General features: G+C 68.7%; 14 protein-coding genes. 9 read left to right on the plus strand and 5 right to left on the minus strand.

All coding sequences use genetic code 11. The annotated features are described in order from the left end of the window. The first annotated feature begins 81 nt into the window (after window positions 1-81). Window positions 82-1,194 (plus strand): PASTA domain-containing protein, encoded by a 1,113-nt coding sequence (locus ACFVH5_RS31905; RefSeq protein ID WP_385837189.1) that lies wholly within the window; start codon window positions 82-84, stop codon window positions 1,192-1,194. Window positions 1,195-1,330: 136 nt separating this feature from the next. On the opposite strand, the gene ACFVH5_RS31910 is transcribed toward ACFVH5_RS31905, so the two are convergent. Further along, complete coding sequence (locus tag ACFVH5_RS31910; protein ID WP_385837190.1) at window positions 1,331-1,822, minus strand: hypothetical protein; 492 nt, start codon at window positions 1,820-1,822, stop codon at window positions 1,331-1,333. A gap of 326 nt (window positions 1,823-2,148) precedes the next feature. Between ACFVH5_RS31910 and ACFVH5_RS31915 the strand changes: the two genes are divergently transcribed. Then, window positions 2,149-4,551 carry a ricin-type beta-trefoil lectin domain protein gene (locus ACFVH5_RS31915; protein ID WP_385837192.1) on the plus strand — a complete coding sequence of 801 codons (2,403 nt, stop codon included), beginning with the start codon at window positions 2,149-2,151 and terminating at the stop codon, window positions 4,549-4,551. 202 nt (window positions 4,552-4,753) lie between these two features. On the opposite strand, the gene ACFVH5_RS31920 is transcribed toward ACFVH5_RS31915, so the two are convergent. Both ACFVH5_RS31920 and ACFVH5_RS31925 read right to left on the minus strand, forming a co-directional pair. Then, window positions 4,754-5,719 (minus strand): STM4015 family protein, encoded by a 966-nt coding sequence (locus ACFVH5_RS31920; protein ID WP_385837193.1) that lies wholly within the window; start codon window positions 5,717-5,719, stop codon window positions 4,754-4,756. A gap of 429 nt (window positions 5,720-6,148) precedes the next feature. Further along, window positions 6,149-6,538, minus strand: coding sequence for a winged helix-turn-helix transcriptional regulator (locus ACFVH5_RS31925; RefSeq protein WP_385837194.1), 390 nt, complete (start codon window positions 6,536-6,538; stop codon window positions 6,149-6,151). Window positions 6,539-6,587: 49 nt separating this feature from the next. Here ACFVH5_RS31925 and ACFVH5_RS31930 point away from each other — a divergent pair, with 49 nt between their 5' ends. From ACFVH5_RS31930 to ACFVH5_RS31945, 4 genes are all read left to right on the plus strand, one after another. Further along, on the plus strand, window positions 6,588-7,616 hold the full coding sequence (locus ACFVH5_RS31930; RefSeq protein WP_385837195.1) for an LLM class flavin-dependent oxidoreductase: 1,029 nt from the start codon (window positions 6,588-6,590) through the stop codon (window positions 7,614-7,616). Between the two features lie 126 nt (window positions 7,617-7,742). Next, on the plus strand, window positions 7,743-8,477 hold the full coding sequence (locus tag ACFVH5_RS31935) for an alpha/beta fold hydrolase (RefSeq protein ID WP_385837196.1): 735 nt from the start codon (window positions 7,743-7,745) through the stop codon (window positions 8,475-8,477). A 72-nt stretch (window positions 8,478-8,549) separates the two neighbouring features. Next, a complete protein-coding gene (locus ACFVH5_RS31940; protein WP_385837197.1) occupies window positions 8,550-8,900 on the plus strand; it encodes a DoxX family protein in 351 nt (116 codons plus the stop codon). Continuing rightward, window positions 8,818-9,198 carry a ferrochelatase gene (locus ACFVH5_RS31945; protein ID WP_385837198.1) on the plus strand — a complete coding sequence of 127 codons (381 nt, stop codon included), beginning with the start codon at window positions 8,818-8,820 and terminating at the stop codon, window positions 9,196-9,198. The genes ACFVH5_RS31940 and ACFVH5_RS31945 overlap by 83 nt, the downstream gene beginning before the upstream one ends. Here ACFVH5_RS31945 and ACFVH5_RS31950 read toward each other — a convergent pair. After that, a complete protein-coding gene (locus tag ACFVH5_RS31950; RefSeq protein ID WP_385837199.1) occupies window positions 9,146-10,150 on the minus strand; it encodes a hypothetical protein in 1,005 nt (334 codons plus the stop codon). The two genes, ACFVH5_RS31945 and ACFVH5_RS31950, sit on opposite strands and share 53 nt — an antisense overlap. Before the next feature lie 148 nt (window positions 10,151-10,298). Continuing rightward, entirely contained in the window at window positions 10,299-10,715 is a 417-nt protein-coding gene (locus tag ACFVH5_RS31955; protein WP_385837200.1) for a WhiB family transcriptional regulator, read from the minus strand. Between the two features lie 667 nt (window positions 10,716-11,382). Between ACFVH5_RS31955 and ACFVH5_RS31960 the strand changes: the two genes are divergently transcribed. From ACFVH5_RS31960 to ACFVH5_RS31970, 3 genes are all read left to right on the plus strand, one after another. Beyond that, the gene (locus tag ACFVH5_RS31960; RefSeq protein ID WP_385837202.1) at window positions 11,383-13,119 is read left to right on the plus strand and encodes an IlvD/Edd family dehydratase; all 1,737 of its coding nucleotides are present in this window, start codon (window positions 11,383-11,385) and stop codon (window positions 13,117-13,119) included. Between the two features lie 558 nt (window positions 13,120-13,677). Further along, window positions 13,678-14,460 (plus strand): ABC transporter ATP-binding protein, encoded by a 783-nt coding sequence (locus tag ACFVH5_RS31965; RefSeq protein ID WP_384800650.1) that lies wholly within the window; start codon window positions 13,678-13,680, stop codon window positions 14,458-14,460. Between the two features lie 134 nt (window positions 14,461-14,594). Further along, window positions 14,595-17,135 (plus strand): ABC transporter permease, encoded by a 2,541-nt coding sequence (locus tag ACFVH5_RS31970; protein ID WP_385837203.1) that lies wholly within the window; start codon window positions 14,595-14,597, stop codon window positions 17,133-17,135. Window positions 17,136-17,246: the final 111 nt, after the last annotated feature.

The following is a 17,246-nucleotide window of genomic DNA, read 5'->3' on the forward strand; positions in this document are numbered from 1 at the left end:
GTGCTGGCCCGCCCCGTGCCGTCCCTGAACCCATTCCGGTTCGCCCCAGCCCGTCCGTGCCAGAGAAAGCAAGAGCATCACGTGAACCCGTACAACACTCCGGTCCTGCCTCAACCCTGGTGGAGGACCACCCCGGCCGTACTCGCCCTCCTCGCCCTCGTCGCTCTGATCGGTGCTCTGAGCTTCGGGTTCGGCTTTCTCGTGATGATCGCTGCCGTGGTGGCGGTGTGGGTACTGCCACGATGGCGTTGGTTCACGAAGGCCGGTGCGACGTTCGGAGCCCTCGTGCTCCTTACGGTCGGCGCGGGTCTGGGTGGGCAGCTCGACGACAACGGGACCGCCAAATCCGAAGCCGTTACGCAGAACAAGGGCAGCGACAGTGTCAAGGCCGCTTCGCCCTCGCCCTCCCCGAAGGCCCTCGAAGCCGCCGACTACACCGAGAAGCCGCTCGACGAAGCGGTGAAGCTGGCACGTTCCGCCGGATTCACCACCGCTCACCACGACGCCGCCGAAGAAGGCCGCACGGTCATGGTGCGGTCCTTGTGGACAGTGTGTTTCCAGAAGGTCGACACGACCGCGGAGACCATCAACTTCGCCGCCGTCAAGGACGACGAGCCGTGCCCGGAGAAGGACGGCGGTCCGCTCCCGTGGCCTGTGATGCCGGAAGTGGTCGGCGCCACCTATGACACAGCCCTCAAAGACCTGAAGCGGGCCGGCATCGACCTCGACAGCGTCCAGCTCGACGACGTCTACCTCGACCTCGACACCCCCACCGCCGAGGAGGCCGCGGAGGACGGCGACGAGTGGCGGGTGTGCTTCCAGTCCCCGGACGAGGGAACCGACGTCACCTCCGACACCGCCGTCAGCCTCGACCTGGGCCGGTGGACCGACGTCGACCTCGTTCAGCACTGCCCCAAGGCGAAGGACACGACGTACGACATCCCGGCCAACGATCCCGACCACGACAGCGGCAACAGCACGACCGGGGGCGCCGGTTCGACCGGGGGCAGTTCCTCGTCCTCCTCAGGCGGCTCCTCAGGCAGCTCCTCCGGCAGCTCCACGGGCGGTGGCAGCGTCGGCACCGTACACCCCGGCTCGTTCTGCTCTCCGCAAGGAGCGACCGGCGTCACCAAGGCAGGAACCCCCATGATCTGCGGCCCTGCCTCCGACGGCCGCAACCGCTGGCACTCCTGAATCCCGCCCCCGCGAGCCCGGCCCGGAGAAGATCTTCCGTACCATGGTCGACAGCACGACCGCGCCCCACCCCGAACAGCGTGACCGTGACCTGCCGTCGGCCCTCGACGCTGAAGGGGCCCGCCGGGCTGGTGGATCACCAGACCGTGCCGAAGAACCGTGTCCACCAGGTGGGCCGCACGGCGAACTGCCCCAGCGCGCTGGGGCCCTCGTAGTCGCTCTCCAGCAGCTCCTCGGGAACGCTCACGTATCCGAGTTCGGCCAGCGCCCGCTCCACGGTGGCGAGATCGGCGGGGTCCAGCGCCCCCACCGCACATGCCTCGTCCGTACCGTAGAACGCCCCCGGATTGTCGGCACAGACCTCGGCGACAGAGCCGAACTTGCTCACGCAGACCACTATCCGCGTCCCGCAGACCGTCGCGTCCGCGGGCACCTGGATACGCCCGTACTCACTGGAGTCCTGAGTGTCTCGCTCGGAGTCGCACGGGGCACCGAACTCCGCTTCGAGCCGGCTCACCAGCCTGCTGAACGCGAAGCCGGTCGCGGCGCGATCGTAGTGCAGCGGCTCTCCCAGCCGTTCGGGGTCGTCGAGTGCACGCAGGAGGACCAGCAGCTCGGTCTCGCTCATCGCCATCCGCACATCCTGCCGTGCGGCAGGCGGCAGGCGGCAGGCGGCAGGCGGCAGGCCGCAAAGGGGGGAGAGCTCGATCCGGGCAAGCGCAATGCCGTGTAGGAGCGCGGGGCCAGTGAAAGCGGGAAAGCTTTGGCCTCAGTGAGGACAAGGTATGGACGAGTTCGGAGAAAGTCCCTACTGTGTCCGTCGCGACGGCACGAGATCTCATACGTCCCGTACGCCACTCTCCGTATCCGGTGCGACGGCGCGCACCGGCAGCGGTGGATCTACTCACTCGTCCATCTGCGTTCCCCCATGCCGGGGAGCGAACAGGAGGCCACGTGTATCCACGGCTGTTATCCGGGCGACTTGGCAGACGCCTGGCCACGACCATCGTCACTTCGCTGCTGGCACTCGGGCTGTCCGCCCCTACGGGCTCGGCCGCCCCGACCGACCGTTCCGCGGACGCTCTTCCCCCGCAGGAGCCGGGTGTCACCCTACGTGTCTTCGACATGCAGGTGCCGCTTGAGAAACTGTGTGAACTCAAGCCCGGTCAGACACCGAACGTCGACAAGCTGATGCCGGTGATCGACTGGTCCTCCGACGCGGACTTCGGCTTCAGCGCCAACTTCGTCTCGCAGACGATCGCCAACCTGAACGTCCCCACCGCCGGGACGTACACCTTCCGGCTCACCACCGACGACGGCTCCCGGCTCCTCATCGACGACCAACTCGTCATCAGCCACGACGGGTTGCACGGCTCCGATCCGAAGGACGGCAACGTTGTCCTGACCGCCGGATACCACTCGATCCGCATCGACCACTTCGAGAAGGACGGCGGGCAGCAGGTCACTCTCGCCTGGAAGCCACCCTCCGCCACGGCGTTCGCCGTGGTGCCCAACTCGGTGCTCAGCACGGATGCCGACGTCGTCCGGGTCACCGCTCCGGGACGCAAGGAATGCGAACTGGCCGGCGATTCACCAGGCGACGGCCTGCCCCTGACCGGCGTGCACCCGAACTACACCCTGACCAACCTGCGGCCCACCGGGTTCGAACCGCAGGTCTCCGCCATGGACTGGCTTCCCGACGGCAGGCTCGCCGTGACCACCTGGGGCGGCTCGGAGAACACGACCGGCGAGGTCTACCTGCTGAGCAACGTCACCGGCAACACCGGACCGGACAAGGTGACGTACAAGAAGGTGGCTTCGGGGCTCAAGGAGCCCATGGGCATCAAGTACGTGGACGGCAAGCTGTACGTGTCGCAGAAGCACGAACTGACCGAACTCAACGACACCAACGGCGACGAGGTCACCGACACCTACCGGCGGGTCGCCACCTGGCCCTACGGCGGCAACTTCCACGAGTTCGCGTTCGGCCTGCTGTACAAGGACGGGTTCTTCTACCTGAACCTCTCCGTGTCCATCAACTACGGCGGAGCGACGACGAATCCGCAGCCCGCGGCCAACCGCGGCTCCACGATCAAGGTCAACAAGGCCACGGGGGCGGTCAGTTACGTGGCCGGCGGGCTGCGGACGCCCAACGGCATCGGGTGGGGTCCCGACGGTGACATCTTCGTCACCGACAACCAGGGCGGCTGGCTGCCCTCCTCGAAACTGGTACAGGTCAAACAGGACCGCTTCTTCAACCACTACACCAACCCGGCGGGCCCGTTCGACTCGAAGAACGTGACCAAGCCGGTCCTGTGGCTCCCTCAGAACGAGATCGCCAACTCCCCCAGCACGCCACTGCAGTTGAGCGACGGGCCGTTCGCCGGCCAGATGCTGTTCGGCGACGTGACCTACGGCGGCATCCAGCGCGGATACCTGGAGAAGGTCAACGACGAGTACCAGGGCGCCGTGTTCCGCCTCACCCAGGGCCTGGAGGTCGGTGTCAACCGGATCAGTGTCGGCCCCGACGGCGCCCTCTACATCGGCGGCCTCGGAGCGGACGGCAACTGGGGCCAGGAAGGCAAACTCAAGTTCGGCCTGCAGAAGCTGACACCGAGCGGAACCGGCGCCTTCGACATCCGTCAGATGCGTGCCGTCAACGGCGGCTTCGCCCTCGACTACACCCAGCCCATATCAAACGAGACCGCCGCCGGCCTGGCCGCGCGCTACAAGGTCAAGCAGTGGCGCTACGTACCCCGGGTCGACTACGGCGGCCCCAAGGTCGACGAGGAGACACTGACCGTCCAGTCGGCCACCGTCTCCAGCGACCGCAAGACGGTCACCCTGGCCATCCCCGGCCTCAAGCCCAACCGGGTGGTCCACGTCCGCTCGGCCCGCCCCTTCAGCTCGGACGAGGGCAAGCAACTGTGGAGCACCGAGGCCTGGTACACCCTGAACCAGCTCTCCGGTACGCCGTCCCGCACCGGAGAGGTGAAGGGCCTCAGCAAGTGCCTTGATGTGGACAACGCCAACACGGCCGACGGAACCAAGGTCCAGTTGTGGACCTGCAACAGCACCGCAGCCCAGGAGTGGTCCGTGCTCGGCACCGGCGCCGTTCGCGCGTTGGGCAAATGCCTGGACATCGACAACTCGGGCACGGCCGACGGCACGAAGGTGCAGCTCTACACCTGCAACGGAACCGCGGCCCAGATCTGGCAGCCACAGACCAACGGCACACTGCGCAACCCGCAGTCCGGCAAATGCCTGGACGTCACCGGCGGGGCATCGGCTGACGGCACCGCGGTCCATTTGTGGACATGCGGCAGCCAGCAGAGCCAGAAGTGGGTCCTTTCATAGAGGGCCCACCGGATCGTCAAGGTTCCACCGGATCGTAGAGATCCCACCAGAGGTCCCGCCGGAAGGTGACAGTTCCACAGCGCCGAGGCCCGCGAATCCACGGACCTCGGCGCACCACCGGGGCACAGGAAGCGTCGTCCTGCCGGTCGTCAGCCAGGCGTCAGCAGGGTGTCCACCCGAACAGGAAGGTCGTGGCGGCAGGTCACTCCCCCGCCGCCACGTACCGGTTCGTGGCCTGCTCCCGTTCTTCGAGGTCGACCTTGACGCCGGACGGCTCCAGGGCCTCGCACAAGCGCTGCATCATCGGTTCCGAGAGGAAGTGGTGGCGCAGGTCCAGTTCCTCCAGGTGGGTGAGGGGCTGACCGCTGAGAAGGGCTTCGGCGCCGGTGTCGCTCAGGGTGCCCAGGCCCAGGTGCAGGGAGGTGAGCCGGGCCACGACGGGAGCACCGGCCAGTGCGGCGGCGATCTCGTCCTGTATCTCGCTGTTGCGCAGGCCGAGGTGGCGCAGGGCGGGCAGGCGGTCGCCGTCGAGGATGGGGGCGAGGTCCGCCAGGGTGGTGGTGCAGCCGTAGTAGTCCGCCCCCAGCCACAGGTCCAGGTGGCGCAGCGCGGGCAGGTCGCTGGCGGCCACCGCGCGGGCCACCTCTCCGGGCAGACCGCCGTTCTCCAGGCGCAGGACGCGCAGGTGCTCGTGGCGCAGCGGTGTCAGCCGCAGCCCCGGACCGTCGTCGAAGCCGCCGCCCGAGCCGCGTACACCCAGCTCCTGGAGGCGGGGATAGGCGGCCAGGATCGGGGTCACGTCGCCCTGCACGATCCAGGACAGCTCAGCCTCCTCGAAGGTGACATCGGCGAGGTAGAGGGCTTCGAGTCCGGTGAGACGGCCGGCAGCGGCCACGAGACGGCCGGCCGTCTCGGCGGGATCGTCTCCGTCGTCCTCGGTACCGTAGGCGCCTGAACCCAGGACCAGGGCGCGTACCTGCGGAAGGTCGACGGTGTCGAGGAAGCGGTTCCAGCAGGTCTCGAAGGACTCTCCGTCCGTGAGGAGTTGATAGCGGGACAGCTTCCAGGCGACCTCGCCCGCCGGAGGCAGTGGCCCGTTCTCTTCGCCCGCGACCGGGAAGTCGTAGACGGGCAGACCGTGCAGGGTTGTCAGATTGTCGATCGTCACGGCGCAAGCCTTCCACATCTGAACTGAGCCCGGTGCGGCGGGACTTGAGAACTTTCAGCCTCAGGCGTCCGGCGTACGTCCCCTGCTGGTGAGTCCCGGAAGGGTCAGGGTGAGCCACCGGGCTCACACTTCGGGCGACCGGTCCCGGGCGGACGCCTCCCCGGAGCCATACCCAGCCAGGCCGGACGCAACGTCGTGGTCACCGGAGGCGGCTCAAGCCTGGGTTTCGCGATCGCTGCTGACCCACAGCGCGGAACGCGGCGCGCTGTCCGCACTGCGAGTGGCCACGAACCCGGCCCCGCGCGGCGGTGACTACCACGGTCCGAAGGATCCCGGTCCCAGTGAGATGCGCGGAGACCACCGCCGCACCGACTCCCACCCCCGATAGGACGGTGTTGAGGAGGCGCATGTGGGCGGGCCCGTTGCGGGTCAGGCCCGTGGAGGCGCGCCCGGTGCGTCCTTCTCAGCGGCTGCCTCGTGAAAGGCGGCAACCGCTTCTCCGTTGGTTCTCGCCCAGTCGGTGAGCCTTCTGATGGGCTCCTCCAAGGTGCGCCCGAGCTCGGTCAGGCTGTACTCCACACGTGGGGGCGCTTCGGCGTACGCGTGCCGTTCGACGAGTCCGTGGTCCTGAAGACCGCGCAGCGTTTGTGTCAGTACTTTGCGTGAGACACCGCCGATGAGTTCGACCAACTCGCCGTGCCGCACGGGACCGTCACTCAGGGCGAAGAGCGTGACCACAGCCCATTTACTGGAGATGATCTCGATGGCCAGGCGGGCGGGGCAGTCGGCGAGGAACACGGTTCCGGGGCGGAGGCTCACGAGCCGAAGGGTACCTTCAGGTACCTGACGGATGCCTAACGTCGAACGTATGCAGCACACCGCTTCAGCGGGCGCCGAGGTCGAACTCGGCGTCTTCTCTCTCACCGACGTCGTCCCGGGCGTCAGCACCCCTCAGCGCGTCCACGACATCGTGGACATCGGCGTCTTCGCCGACCAAGTAGGGCTCGACCTGTTCGGTGTCGGTGAGCACCACACTCCCCGGTTCGCGGTCGCCTCGCCGGCCATCGTGCTCGCAGCCGTCGCCGCCAGAACCGCATCCATTACGTTGACCAGCGCTGTCTCGGTGCTGAGTGTGCTCGACCCCGTCCGTCTCCATCAGGACTTCGCGCAGCTCGATCTGGTCTCGGGAGGACGTGCCGAGATCACGGTGGGCCGCAGCGCCTACGCGGAGCCGTTCGAGATCTTCGGCGTCGACATGGAGCGCTACGACGACGTCTTCGCCGAGAAGCTCGACCTGCTGCGCATGATCGCGCATGAGGACCGCATCACGTGGGAGGGACGGTTCCGGCCGCCGTTGAACGGCGTCGCCGTCGTTCCTCGCCTGGACAGGGTGCTGCCGGTGCGGCTGGCCGTCGGAGGGTCACCGGACAGCGCCCGGCGTGCCGGCCGCCTGGGGCTGCCGATGACGCTGGCGCACCTGGGAGGCAGTACCGCCAGGGCCCGACCGGCCGTCGATCTGTACTGGCAGGCAGCCGAGACGGCCGGGCATCCGCGCGCCGCGCTCGGAATCGGGGTGGCGGCCCATCTCTTCGTCGGTGCGACCTCGCAGGGAGCCCGCGAGACCTTCTATCCCTACTACCGCGCCTACTTCGCACATGGCCGAGGCGTGCACCTGGATCGCCCGACCTTCGAGGCCATGGCCGGTCCCGCCGGCGCCCTCCTGGTCGGCAGTGCGCAGGAGATCGCCGAGAAACTCGTCACGCAGAAGGAACTGTTCGGCGCCAACCGGTTCATCGGACAGGCCGATCTCGGCGGTCTGCCACGTTCGAGCGTTCTCGGATCCATTGAGAAGTTCGCGTCGGACGTCGCACCCGCCGTGCGCTCCGCATCCATCTGAACCTTCGCACCAGCGTCACGGTGCCCGGGGTTCGCCTGCCGCATACGCCCGTGCGCGTGTCCAGCCGTGCCCGCGTGCAGCGCACGCCCACCCGCCAGTAGACCCACATCACACCAAGGATCAGCCATGCCCAATTCGACCACCTACGTCCTCGTACACGGTGCCTGGCACGACGGACGGTCCTGGAACCGCGTCGCACCCCTGCTCACCGCCGAGGGCCACCGTGTCTTCGCGCCGTCCCTCACCGGCCATGGGGAAAAGGTGCACCTCCTGAGTCCCGAGGTCGGCCTCACCACCCACACCGACGACGTCATCGGTCTCATCCTCGAACATGACCTGACCGACGTCGTCCTCGTCGGACACAGTTACGCGGGCATGGTCATCTCCAACGTGGCCAACCACGTGCCCGAGCGGATCTCCCGCCTTGTGTACGTGGATGCGATGGTGCCGACCCACGGCGAGAACGCCATCGACGTCATGCCCCTCACACAAGTCATGATCGACGGTGCCGCCGGCAGTGCCAAGCCCTGGCGCATTCCGCCTCTGCCGGAATCCGCCGCGCCACTCGGCCTGTTCGGCGTCACCGACCCCGACGACATCGCCTGGCTCAAGAGCACGCTGACAGATGAGTCGGTGCTCTGCTTCCAGCAGCCGGCCGAGATGGACAACCCCGCGCAGGCATCCATCCCGCGGACTCACATCCTCTGCGTCGGCGACGAGCCCGAGGGTGTCGCCCGCCGGCCCATCCCGAAGCTTCAGCCGAACGGCGAGCCGTCTCGCGTCCACACGATCAACACCGGCCACGACGCCATGCTCACCAGGCCCGCGGAACTCGGCGCCCTTCTGCTCAACAACTCCTGACCTGCGAAAGAAGCAAAGCCAGGTCAGTGACTGTCCAACCAATCGCCCCCTCCCAGCACTTGAGGTCTCAGTATGTTCATCGCCTACGCCATCGTTGCCGCACTCATGTCGGCGGTGCTCCTGACGTCGGCCGGTGCCAAGTTCACCCGGCCGAAACGCCTCGTCGACCAGATGTCCGCCATCGGCCTGCCGTACGGCGTACTGCCGTTCCTGGGCATCGCCCAGACAGCCGGCACCGGCGGCCTCGTCATCGGGCTCTGGTGGGCGCCCCTCGGAATCGCCGCCGCGATCGCTCTGACGCTCTACTTCATCGGCGCGGTCGCCGCTCACCTGCGCGCCCGTGACTACAAGGGGGCGCCCCCGGCAGCGGTTCTCACGGCTGTGGCCATCGCCCTCATCGCACTACGCGTCTCAAGCCTGTAGAAGGCCGAACGTCCGTGGCCGCTGCTCCGCCCGTCCCTGGCGGCTGATCCGCCGGTCCCGCTCGGGCCTCGCGCACAGCCCCTGGCTGGAGCCGGAGACGTACGACCGCTTCGAACAGTTGCACGTCGGCGGGGCGACTGTCGTGGTGATGGTGCCCATCGGGCTCGTCCCCGACCACACGGAGGTCCTTTACTACCTCGAAACGGCCTCGACGCCGAGGTCCCGTGGCGCCTCCGGGCGCCTCCTCAGGTGGTCAGCAGGCCGACCCCGCCCGTCGCGGCGACCCGTCCCGCCGTGAGCACCTCGAAGCGGGGGCCGAGCGGCGAGGAACTCAGTTCGACGAAAGCCCCCGAGAGCGGCACGGCTCCGTGCAGGTCGACGCTGAGTCCTCTGATCGCGGAGGCAGGGCGCCCGCAGCACAACAGCGCCGCCTGCCGTCCGGCCTCCAGGACCGCCAGGGCGGGAACGCAGGACGGCCGACCTGCGAGGAACACGGGGTGCCCGAGGTCGCGCGGTGCGATCGCCATGCGTCCCTGAGGAGCCCGGGCCAGCAGGACGTCCGGCTCAGCGGCGGCCCCGACCGCAGCTGCCGAGGGGTGCAATATGCCGGGCACGGAAGCGGTACCCGGCGCCTCGGGAACATGCAGCGCAGGCTGGGCGAGGCGCATCGCGCATGCGGCGAACCGCTCACCGGCGTGCAGGAAGTCGGCCGTGAGCCGATAGGCCACGCAGCGGCCATCTTCGACTTCAACTTCGACATCGCCGAGAGCGATGCGTAGCAGGACGTCGGTGGCGTCGCCGCTCTCCAGCGGCGGTCCGCCATCGGACAGGCCCAGCCGGATCGACACGGGCTCCAGGCCCCCGGCGGCTGGAGGCAGGTGAGCGGCCAAGGACGCGGCGACCTGCCGTACGGACTCGACCATGATCAGGGGGTGGTGGCTGACGGCCAGATTTCGCTCGTTGAGCGGGTGGAACCGGGGCCATTGGCAACGGGCCTCGAAGGCATGGCTGCCGACCCGCCGCAGGGACACCACCAGCATGGCCGCCATCGTTTCCAGCCCGATGGTCCGCCAGGTGGGGTACTCCTCGACAGCCTCGCAGTCCGCAGACCGCCGGACAGGGTGCGTACGGCGGCCGTCGATCGGAATGTCGGCCGCCGCAGTCCCGCATGTGGTCGCGCCGTGCACGTGCGCCTCCTCGGTACCGGAACCCCGGCCGGCGTCGGACCAGGAATCCGAGTCGCCGTTCACCAGTCTTTCGCCCGTCTCATGGCCGGCGGATGCGGTGGGCCCCGCGCAGGACTCGTATGGCGGCGGCGTGCCGCGCGGCCGACGCCCGTCGCCGCGCACGTCGGCCGCGCCGTACGGATCACATCGCGGCGGTTCACCTCACAGCGGTTCACCTCGCAGCAGCACGCGTCACTGGCCCGTCCGAGCGTTCCTCCCGGTCCTTGTCCGCCTCAACCCGCTTCCCCGCCCCCTCCACGCCCCCTTCCGGGTCCGCGTCGGCGCCCGGCGCCGCCCGGTACCGCTGGTGTGCCGGCAGTGCCCCGGATTCCACGGTGGCGCGGCGGACGGCTCGTCGCTGGGCGGCTGTGGTGGCTCCCCAGATACCGGCGTCCTCACCACGGTCGATGGCCCAGGAGCGGCAGGCGAGGAGGACGGGGCAGCGGCGGCACACCGCGAGAGCCGCTCGTGCCTCCGCACCGGGGGCGAGTGTGTCGGCGAGCGGGAAGAAGATCTCGGGATCCTCACCGACGCATGCGGCTCGGCGGCACCATTCGCTCGGAGCCGCGGGTGAGTGGTCGATGGCCATCGCGTACCTCTGCCGATCCGTTCGGGCGCATCCGCCCAGCACCGAATCGCGGCGCCTCAAGCGCGCCGCGTACCCGGCAGAGGTTCCTTTCAGCGTAAGAACTCAGAACGGACTTGTCACCCTCTTGGCGCACAATCCGGACGTCGTCGGAGGATGGCCCGTTCACGACGGTCTGCCGTGTGAGGGACACCGGCGTGCGGGCACGCGTCAGGTACGAAACTCATGAGCGCGTTCAGCGGTCCTTCCGCCCCGCACGACGTCGGCGACTGGCCTCGGCGTCGGCGTCGGCGACCTGGTCACTGCGCTCAACCCGCGCACAGTCGTCTTCGGCGGGACGCTCCGCGAGGTGTTCCGCGGCTCGGCCGCGCTGATCCGCAGCCGTATCAACCGCACTGCCCTCCGACCGACGCCGATCTCGGCCGCGAGCGGGTCCTCAACCGGCAGCGCCCCCGGTTCCCACGCGCCGCCCACAGTGCCCCACCCGAGCTGAGCAAGTCGACTACGCGCTGATGCAAGGGCAGAAAGTACACCACGATCTCTGCGCACCCCCTGGACGCCATTCATCACATCATTCAATGATCGTGGTGCAGAGCACGGCCTGCGGGACTCCACCCGGTAACGACGCCCCATCGCGAACGGACGACACCACAGCCACGGGAGTGCTTACATGACCGACGGGCAGAAGACGAGCCGCCGCAGCCAGGCATGGTTCGGCGCACAGGGCCGCAGCGGGATGGTGTACCGCTCCTGGATGCGTAACCAGGGACTCGGGCACGAGGTGTTCGACGGGCGGCCCGTCATCGGCGTCGCGACCAGTGCCTCCGAACTCGCGCCGTGCAACGCCCATCTGACCCAGGTCGCCGAAGCCGTCAAGCGCGGTGTGTGGCAGGCGGGCGGCCTGCCGCTCCAGTTCCCCACCATGGCCACCGGCGAGACCCTGATGCGCCCCACCGCCATGCTGTACCGCAACCTCATGGCCATGGAGGTCGAGGAACTGATCCGGGCCAACCCCCTCGACGGCGTCGTGCTGCTGTCCGGCTGCGACAAGACGACGCCCGCCATGCTCATGGGCGCCGCCAGCGTCGACCTGCCCGCCGTCATGGTCACCGGCGGGCCCATGCTCAACGGCAAGTACCGGGGCCAGGACGTGGGATCCGGCACCCACGTGTGGAAGTTCGAGGAGGACCTCAAGACCGGCCGGATGACCGAGGAGGAGTGCTTCTTCGCCGAAGGGTGCATGGCCCGTTCCCACGGGCACTGCATGACGATGGGCACCGCCTCGACGATGGCCTGCATGGCCGAGGCGCTCGGCATGCAGCTCCCGGGCTCGGCGGCCTGGCCTGCGGTCGACGCCCGGCGGATGGAAACCGGACAGGCGGCGGGACAGCGCATCGTAGGGATGGTGGAAGAGGAACTGCGTCCCTCGCAGATCCTGACCCGTAAGGCGTTCGAGAACGCCATCCGGGTCAACGCGGCCATCGGCGGGTCCACGAACGCCGTCATCCATCTCATCGCCCTCGCCGGACGCGTCGGCGTCGAGTTGAACCTGCGGGACTTCGACGGCCTGGTCCGCGCGGTGCCGACCCTGGTCGACCTGATGCCCAGCGGCAAGTACCTCATGGAGGACTTCTGCTACGCGGGCGGCCTGCCCGCCGTCCTGGCCGAACTGCTCGACGGCAAGCTGCTGCACGGCGAACAGATCACGGTCACCGGACGCAGCATCGCCGAGAACACCCAGAAGGCAGAACGCATCGACTCCGACGTCATCACCCGCCTCCACGCCCCGTTCCAGCCCGCCGGCACCGGTATCGCCGTCCTCCACGGGAACCTGTGCCCCGACGGCGCTGTGATCAAGCAGTCAGCCGCGTCCCCGCACCTGCTCACGCACCGCGGCCCCGCCCGCGTCTTCGACTCCCCCGAGGCGTATCACGAGGTGGCCGACGATCCGGACCTCGACATCGACGAGAACACCGTCATCGTCATCCGCAACGCCGGTCCCAAGGGCTACCCCGGCATGCCGGAGGTCTCCAACGTCCCGCTGCCCACCAAGCTGCTGAAGGCCGGCGTCAAGGACATGGTGCGCGTCTGCGACGGCCGGATGAGCGGCACCGGGTACGGGACGGTGGTCCTGCACGTGGCGCCCGAGGCCGCCGTCGGCGGACCTCTCGCCCTGGTGCGCGACGGGGACACCGTCGTCCTCGACGTCCCGAACCGCATCCTGCGCCTGGACGTGGACGACACGGAGCTCGCACGACGCCGACAGGCCTGGACGGCACCTCCCGAGCGGCACACCAGCGGCTACGCCTGGCTCTACACCCAGAACGTGGAACAGGCCGACCAGGGCGCCGACTTCGGCTTCCTGCGCGGAAGCCGCGGACACGAGGTTCCCCGCGACTCCCACTGAACCCGCCCCGGCGGCACCGATCACGCATACCGCGAACTGCTGCTTCGCGTACTCCGCCTGGTCCGCCTGGCCGAAGGAAGCACCTCTGAACCCTCCGCCTGCGTGCGCGGCTCCCAGAGCGTGAGAACCTCCGCCAGCGTGCAGTGTTGTGGCCGAGGCATCTACGTTGGCTGCCGCACCACCGCCATCGAGAACGGCGCCCGGTTCGGCATTGACGTCCAGCCCGTCTCCCGGCCGTCTCCGGGCTGCCGGGCCGCCGACCTGCCGCGGCTTCGTGCTCGCTCCCCGCCGCAGGACCATCGAGCGCGGCGTCGACCGGCTCGTAGAGGCCCCTTGTCAGGACCAGGCCTCCTCCGGGCGGAGGTCTCTCCTTCCTGAGGACTACTCAGCGACGGCAACCTTCGACTTTGGTCCGGATCAGTAACGGGCGCGCGGTCGGATGTCTGAGGTCCCGACGGCACGGACGATGGAGGTCATAGCGAAACCCCATTGGTTCATCTCCCCGGGCCCTCGGCATCTTCCGGTCCGACGGCCCTCGTACGACAGGAGCATTCCACCGTGACCGCCTTCCCCTCCGGCGCCCCCACCGCGACCCGCCCCGCCGTGGCCGCGGCCCGCGCGACGGACCTGACCAAGGTCTACGGACAGGGCGAGACCCAGGTGGTCGCCCTGGACAGCGTCTCTGTCGAGTTCCGGCAGGCCGAGTTCACGGCGATCATGGGCCCCTCGGGCTCCGGCAAGTCCACGCTCATGCACTGCATGGCAGGTCTGGACGCGATCTCCAGCGGCTCGGCGCGCATCGGCGACGTCGAGGTGTCCTCGCTCAAGGACAAGAAACTCACCCAACTGCGCCGCGACAAGATCGGCTTCATCTTCCAGGCCTTCAACCTGCTGCCGACGCTGACCGCGCTGGAGAACATCACGCTCCCCATGGACATCGCCGGCCGCAAGCCCAACAAGGACTGGGTGGACATGGTCGTGGAGACCGTCGGCCTGTCCGGGCGGCTCAAGCACCGGCCGAACCAGCTCTCCGGTGGTCAACAGCAGCGTGTGGCCGTGGCCCGCGCGCTGGCCGGCAAGCCCGAGATCATGTTCGCCGACGAGCCCACCGGCAACCTCGACTCGCGCTCCGGCGCCGAGGTCCTCGGCTTCCTGCGCAACTCGGTCCAGGAACTGGGCCAGACCGTCGTCATGGTCACCCATGACCCGGTCGCAGCCGCCCACGCGGGCCGGGTGATCTTTCTCGCCGACGGCCGGATCGTCGACGAGTTGTACAACCCGACAGCCGGCTCCGTCCTCGACCGCATGAAGCGCTTCGACGCCAAGGGCCGCACGAGCTGACCACGAGCCGACCACGCCCTGACGCCGCGCGTGGCGGCCTTCCGGCCCGGCGCCGCCGCACCGCGAACCGGCCGCTGCCAACCGGCCGCTGCGATCCGGCCCTCACGCTCCCGCCTCTCCTCCAGGACTCCCCCATGTTCCGTACCGCCCTGCGCAATGTGCTGGCCCACAAGGCCCGGTTGCTGATGACCGTGCTCGCCGTGCTCCTCGGCGTCGCCTTCGTCTCCGGCACCCTGGTTTTCACCGACACGATCACGAAGGCCTACCAGAAGAGCTCCGAGAAGGGATTCGACACCGTCGATGTCGCGGTCCGCCCGCACGACAAGAACGACGACACCACTCCCGGCGACCCACCACGGCTGAGCCAGCGCCTGCTGGACCAGATCTCGGCCGTTCCCGGGGCCGGGACCGTCACCGGCACGGTGGCCGGCTACACCGCCGTCGCCGACAAGGACGGCGACCTCCTCGGCAACGGCTTCTCCAGCACCGGCGGCAACTACTTCCCCGCGAAGAACGGCAAGGATCCGCGGTACGACCTCGGCTCCGGCCGCGCCCCGAACACCGACGCCGAGGTGGCACTGGATTCCAGGACCGCCGACCGCGGCGACTACCGCGTGGGCGACACCGTGCGGCTGTCCACCGACGGCCCGGTGCGCCAGAAGAAGATCGTCGGCATCTTCACCACCGACGACGGCAATGTCGCGGCGGGCGGCACCCTCACGCTCTTCGACAACGCCACCGCGCAGAAGCTGTTCACCGAGCCCGGCCAGTACGACCAGATCGACGTCAAGGCCGCTGCCGGCACCTCTCAGGCGACGCTGAAGGCCGGCGTGGACAAGCTGCTGCCCGCCAGGTCGGAGGCGGTCACCGGCAAGAAGCTCGCCGACGACCAGGCCAAGGACATCAAGGCCGGCATGAGCGGCCTGCAGACCGGCCTGCTGGTGTTCGCCGGCATCGCGCTGTTCGTCAGCATCTTCATCATCGCCAACACCTTCAGCATGCTGGTCGCCCAGCGCACCCGGGAACTCGCCCTGATGCGCGCGGTCGGTGCCAGCCGCCGCCAAGTGACCCGCTCGGTACTGATCGAGGCCACCGTCGTCGGTTCGGTCGCCGCCGTCACCGGTCTCCTCGCAGGCATCGGCCTGGGCGCCGCACTGCGCTCGCTGCTGGGCGCCACCGGCTCCACGGTGCCCGACGGGCCGCTGGTCGTCTCCTCGACCACCGTCGTTGCCGCGCTCCTCGTCGGCGTGGTCGTCACCGTCCTCGCCGCCTGGCTGCCCGGCCGCCGCGCCGCGAAAATCCCCCCGATCGCCGCGATGAGCAGCGTGCACGCCGCTCCGAGCGGCCGCGGCCTCGTCGTACGCAACACCATCGGCGCGATCCTCGCCGGCGGCGGTGTCGCACTGGTCCTCGCCGGTACGGGCATGAGCAGCGGCGACGGCAAGGCACCGATGGGCCTGGGTGCGGGCGCGCTGGTGATCGGCGTGTTCGTGCTCACCCCTCTGCTGTCCCGGCCGATGATCGCCGCTTCCGCACCGGTGCTGCGCGTCTTCGGTATCTCGGGCAAGCTCGCCCGCCAGAACGCGGTGCGCAACCCCCGCCGCACCGCCGCCACCGCCTCCGCGCTCATGATCGGCCTCACCCTCATCACCGGCCTGACCGTGATCGCGGGAAGCGTGCAGAAGAGTATCGACGAGATGGCCGCGGGCTCACTGCGCAGTGACTACGTCGTCTCCCTGGGCGCCATCGGCGGTACGGGCCTGTCACCGGATGTGGAGAAAACCCTCAAGCGCACCGACGGCGTCACCGCCACCAGCACCCAGCGCACCGCCCCGGCCCTGGTCGACGGTGACACGACAGCGCTCACCGGCGTCAACGGCGACACCATCAGCCAGATGATCTCGGTCGACTTCAGCTCAGGCTCGCTCTCCGAGGTCACCGGGAACACCATCGTCGTCGACGACGACACCGCCCAGGACAACAACTGGCACGCGGGCTCGAAGGTCCCGGTCACCTTCGAAGACGGCGCCAGGAAACAATTCACCATCGCGGGCATCTACGAGGGCAACTCCCTGCTCAACGGAATCGTCATCGACAGCGCGGTGCTCTCCGCGCACATGGACAACGTCACCGACAACAAGGTGATGGTGAAGACCAAGGACGGCCCGAACCAGACCACGAAGGACGCGCTACAGAAGGCGCTCGGCGACAACCCGGCCATCAACGTGCAGGACAAGAAGGACATCTCGAACGACATCGCCAAGGCGATCACCCTGCTCCTGAACATGCTCTACGGGCTGCTCGCGATGGCCGTGATCGTCGCCGTCCTCGGTGTCATCAACACCCTGGCCATGTCGGTCTTCGAGCGTTCCCGGGAAATCGGCATGCTGCGCGCCATCGGCCTGGACCGCAAGGGCATCAAGCGCATGGTGCGTCTGGAGTCGCTGGTCATCTCGCTCTTCGGCGCGGTCCTGGGCCTGAGCCTCGGCGCGTTCTTCGGCTGGGCGGCCGGCGAACTGATCGCTCCCTCACTTCCGACGTACGAACTGGTCATGCCCTGGGGCCGGTTGGCACTCTTCCTCGCCCTCGCCGCCGGCGTGGGCATGCTGGCCGCGGTATGGCCCGCCCGGCGCGCCTCCAAACTCAACATGCTGGCGGCCATCAAGTCCGAGTAGCCTCCCGCCTCGTGCAACACCCACGTCGGCCGGGCTGGGCCGCCAGCCCGGCCGACGCCCGGTCGGCGGCTCCCACACCAAGATCAACGCCGTCTAGACCGACCACCACCA

The sequence above is a fragment of the Streptomyces sp. NPDC127119 genome (assembly GCF_042677425.1).
Classification (GTDB): Bacteria; Actinomycetota; Actinomycetes; order Streptomycetales; family Streptomycetaceae; genus Streptomyces.

Excerpts from the sequence above, each read along its gene's own strand:
- ACFVH5_RS31930 (WP_385837195.1), top strand. The coding sequence starts at position 6,588 with ATGCAGCACACCGCTTCAGCGGGCGCCGAGGTCGAACTCGGCGTCTTC.
- ACFVH5_RS31960 (WP_385837202.1), top strand. The coding sequence starts at position 11,383 with ATGACCGACGGGCAGAAGACGAGCCGCCGCAGCCAGGCATGGTTCGGC.
- ACFVH5_RS31940 (WP_385837197.1), top strand. The coding sequence starts at position 8,550 with ATGTTCATCGCCTACGCCATCGTTGCCGCACTCATGTCGGCGGTGCTC.
- ACFVH5_RS31955 (WP_385837200.1), bottom strand. The coding sequence starts at position 10,715 with ATGGCCATCGACCACTCACCCGCGGCTCCGAGCGAATGGTGCCGCCGA.
- ACFVH5_RS31935 (WP_385837196.1), top strand. The coding sequence starts at position 7,743 with ATGCCCAATTCGACCACCTACGTCCTCGTACACGGTGCCTGGCACGAC.
- ACFVH5_RS31970 (WP_385837203.1), top strand. The coding sequence starts at position 14,595 with ATGTTCCGTACCGCCCTGCGCAATGTGCTGGCCCACAAGGCCCGGTTG.
- ACFVH5_RS31910 (WP_385837190.1), bottom strand. The coding sequence starts at position 1,822 with ATGAGCGAGACCGAGCTGCTGGTCCTCCTGCGTGCACTCGACGACCCC.